This is a genomic window from uncultured Campylobacter sp., assembly GCF_938031315.1.
Lineage (GTDB): Bacteria > Campylobacterota > Campylobacteria > Campylobacterales > Campylobacteraceae > Campylobacter_B.
In genome coordinates, this window is sequence record NZ_CALHHT010000200.1 from 1 (window position 1) to 4,227 (window position 4,227).

Consider the following 4,227-nt stretch of genomic DNA (forward strand, 5'->3'; position numbering starts at 1 on the left):
GGACGATCCGTATCTGACGCTAAAATTTGAGTTTGAGGCTGAAATTTACAAAGCGCTCTGCCAGATCGCGAAAAAAGGAATTCTGATCGAGCGAAGTAAGCCCGTGTTTTGGAGCTGGGCGGCAAAAAGCGCGCTTGCAGAAGCCGAGGTCGAATACAAAGACAAAGAGGACTACTCGATCTTCGTGGCGTTTGATCTAAGCGGTGAAGCGAACGCTAAAATCGGCGCGAAAGGCGCTAAAGCGGTCATTTGGACGACTACGCCTTGGACGCTGCCTGCAAACGGCGCGATATCTTTGAACCCGAATGAAATTTATGCGCTGACGAGCGAAAATTTAATCCTTGCAAAACCTTTGGTCGAAAGCCTCGTAAGCCTGGGCATCACGAAAGGCGAGATCGTAAAAGAATTTAAGGCTACCGAGCTTGAGGGCTTAAACGCGATCAACCCGCTAAATGATAGAGCTTCGAAATTTATCCTCGGCGAACACGTTTTAATGGACGGCGGCACCGGGCTCGTGCATACGGCTCCGGGTCACGGCGAGGACGATTATTTCGTAGGGCTTAAATACGGCATCGAAGTGCTGATGCCGGTGGATGAGGGCGGCTGTTTCGATCAAACCCTTAAAACCAAAAAACTCTTCCGCGCAGACGTCGTAGATGAGCTCGTAGGGATGCATATTTTCAAAGCAAACGAGAGAATTTTACAGATCCTAGGCCCCGCGCTTATCAAATCCGGTAAATTCGTCCACTCCTATCCGCACTGCTGGCGCACGCACAAGCCGGTGATCTACCGCGCGACGAAGCAGTGGTTTATCGCGATGGACGAGCCCAAGCTTAGCGGCAAGACGCTGCGCCAAGTAGCCCTTGAAGAGATCGAAAAGGTTAAATTTTATCCGCAAAGCGGCATCAACCGCCTAAGCTCGATGATAGAAAACCGCCCCGATTGGTGTATCTCTCGCCAGAGGGATTGGGGTGTGCCGATCGCGTTTTTCCGCGATAAAAGCACCAAAGAGCCGATTTTCGACGAAAAAATTTTAAATAATATCTACGAAATTTTTAAGGCCAAAGGCGCGGATGCTTGGTGGCAGATGGAAATTTCGGAGCTCTTGCCGCAAGATAGCGGCTATAAGCCTGAAAATTTAGAAAAAGTGATGGATATCTTAGACGTTTGGTTTGAGAGCGGCTCGACATGGAAGGCGGTGCTGCAAAGCGGCGTTTATGATGCGGGCAAATTCCCTGCGGATATGTATCTTGAGGGCAGCGACCAACATCGCGGCTGGTTTCAAAGTTCATTACTTCTGAGCTGCGCGATCAACGAATGCGCGCCGTACAAGAGCATCCTCACTCACGGATTTACCGTCGATGAGAAGGGTCAAAAGATGAGCAAGTCCGTCGGAAACGTCATCTATCCGCAAGAGGTCGCAAAGAGCCACGGCGTTGAAATTTTACGCCTGTGGGTCGCGATGAGCGATTATTCGACCGATCTAAAGATCAGCGACAATATCCTAAAGCAGGTAAGCGAGCAGTACCGCAAGATCCGAAATACTATAAGATTTCTACTCGCAAGCACCAGCGATCTGGGCGAGATAGAGACGAGCAATTTTACGCGGCTTGACCGCTGGATCCTAACGCGCGCGGCAAACGCCTTTGCGAGCGCGGAAGCGGCGTTTAGAAACTACGATTTTTCGAAGGGCTTCAATCAGCTACTAAATTTCTTAAGCGCCGATCTGAGCGGAATTTATCTTGATATCTGCAAAGACAGGCTCTACTGCGACGCACCCGACGAGCCGCGCCGCAGAAGCGCGCAAAGCGCGATCGCACTGATCACGCGAGCGCTGCTGCCTCTGATCGCGCCTACGCTAACCTACACGATCGACGAAGTGATGGAATTTGCGCCGCAAATCATTAAAGAGGGCAAAGAAGACGTTTTCGATCTGACATATAAGCCGATAGAATTTGACGATTTCATAGAATTTGACGAAATTTTAATCAAATCGAGAGAGAAATTTTTCGAGCTCATCGACGCGCTGAAAAAAGACAAGATCATCAAATCGACGCTCGAGCTGGTTTTAGAAACGAGCTCGAACGAAATTTTATCAAACGACATCCTAGGCGTGGCGGATTGGTTCATGGTAAGCGACGTGGACACTCTGCAAAGCGGGCAGGCTCTAGCGGAGTTTAAGATAAACGACGAAATTTTCCGCCTCGTAAAATCCTCTAAACACAAATGCCCGAGATGCTGGAAATTTAACGCAAAAGAGCCTGATGAGCTCTGCCCGCGCTGCGCGAAGGTCATGCATGCTCGCTAGCCCCATAAGTCTCGGCTTCGTATTTTTTACGATCGCGCTAATCTGCGTAGCGACGGGCGTGGGGATCTATTTCGTGAATAAATTTAAGGATGGCAGATGATAAGTTTGAAAGAGGCTCTAAAGCTGAATGCGGATGAAATTTCGGCGCTTAGAGCGGAGCTAAAGGATAAAATTTTAAAAACCAAAGAGCTCGGCGCCTACGTCGAGCAGCTCACGGGCGAGGCTCTAAACATCAGCGGCGAGGGCGTGCCGATCGCGATCAAAGATAACATTCAGGTAAAAGATTGGAGCGTCACCTCGGCGAGTAAAATTTTGCAAGGCTACGTTGCGCCATACGACGCGACGGTGATCAAAAAGCTACGCGAGCGCGGCCTGGCGCCGTTTGGACGGACGAATATGGATGAGTTTGCGATGGGAAGCACGACCGAGAGCTCATTCTACGGCAAAACTCTCAATCCGACCGATCACTCGCGCATACCTGGCGGCAGTAGCGGCGGAAGCGCGGCTGCCGTAGCGGCAAATATCGCCGTAGCCGCACTCGGAAGCGATACGGGCGGCTCGATCCGCCAGCCGGCGGCATTTTGCGGCTGCGTAGGCTTTAAGCCGAGCTACGGCAGGGTCAGCCGCTACGGGCTCGCGGCGTATTCGAGCAGCCTCGATCAGATAGGACCGATCACGCGCAGCGTCGAGGATGCGGCGATTTTATACGACATCATCGCAGGCCGCGACGAGATGGACAGCACGAGCTACGCGGGCGCTTACGAAAGCACCGCGGATAAGCTAAACGCGGATCGCAAGCTTAAGATCGCCGTTATAAAAAACTACGTGGACGAGGCCTCGCAGCAGGTCAAAGAGGCTCTAAATTCGGCTATAGAAAAGCTAAAATCATTCGGGTATGAGATCGTTTACCGCGATCTTTGCAGCTCCAAATATGACATCGCGACCTACTACATCATCGCAACCGCCGAGGCTAGCGCAAATTTAAGCCGCTACGACGGCGTGCGATACGGAAACCGCGCGAAGGCTCTAAATTTAAAAGAGCTCTACGCCAACACCCGCGGCGAAGGATTTGGCGACGAGGTCAAGCGTCGCATGCTTCTAGGCACCTTCGTGCTAAGCAGCGGCTACTACGACGCGTATTACATCAAAGCGCAGAAGGCAAGGGCTTTCATTAAAAGCGAATATGAGGAAATTTTAAAAGACGCCGATTTAATCTTTATGCCGATCGCGCCGAGCGTGGCGTATAAATTCGGCGAGCTTAGCGATCCGCTTCGCGCGTATCTTAGCGACATCTATACGATCGGCGTAAATTTAGCGGGGCTTCCCGCAATCTCCGTGCCGGTAGCGAAAAACAAAGAGGCTCTTAATATCAGCGCGCAGCTCATCGGGCGCGCCTACGATGAACAAACGGTGCTGGACGGCGGCTTGAGTTTAGAAAAAATCGTGAAAGGATAAGTATGAAGATCGTCAAAAAGGCTCTGACCTTCGAGGATGTTTTGTTGGTACCGCAATACTCTGAAATTTTACCCAAAGAGGTCGATATCAGCACGAGTTTTACGAAAAATATCACGCTAAATACCCCTCTCGTGAGTGCTGCGATGGATACGGTCACCGAGTACCGCACGGCGATAATGATGGCGCGCCTCGGCGGCATCGGCGTGATCCATAAAAATATGGACGAGGACTCCCAAGCCAAGATGGTTCGCCGCGTAAAAAAGAGCGAAAGCGGCGTCATTATAGACCCTATCTCGATCAAGGCGGACGCCACGATCAAAGACGCTCTCGATCTGATGAGCGAGTACCACATCAGTGGTATTCCCGTTATCGATGACAACGGCGTGCTGATTGGAATTTTAACCAATCGCGATCTGCGCTTTGAAACCGACACCGCCGCGCTAGTAGGCGAAAAGATGACCAAG

At 51.1% G+C, this 4,227-nt stretch carries 3 protein-coding genes; all 3 read left to right on the top strand.

Annotation, left to right across the window (positions count from 1 at the left end; genetic code table 11):
- Positions 1-2,308, top strand: a 2,308-nt coding sequence (gene ileS, locus Q0236_RS05140) for an isoleucine--tRNA ligase (RefSeq protein ID WP_297915751.1), incomplete at its 5' end; no start/stop codon positions are given.
- A gap of 96 nt (positions 2,309-2,404) precedes the next feature.
- The gene (gene gatA / locus Q0236_RS05145; protein WP_297915753.1) at positions 2,405-3,763 is read left to right on the top strand and encodes an Asp-tRNA(Asn)/Glu-tRNA(Gln) amidotransferase subunit GatA; all 1,359 of its coding nucleotides are present in this window, start codon (positions 2,405-2,407) and stop codon (positions 3,761-3,763) included.
- A 2-nt stretch (positions 3,764-3,765) separates the two neighbouring features.
- A partial coding sequence (locus Q0236_RS05150; RefSeq protein ID WP_297915755.1) for an IMP dehydrogenase occupies positions 3,766-4,227 on the top strand: 462 nt, incomplete at its 3' end.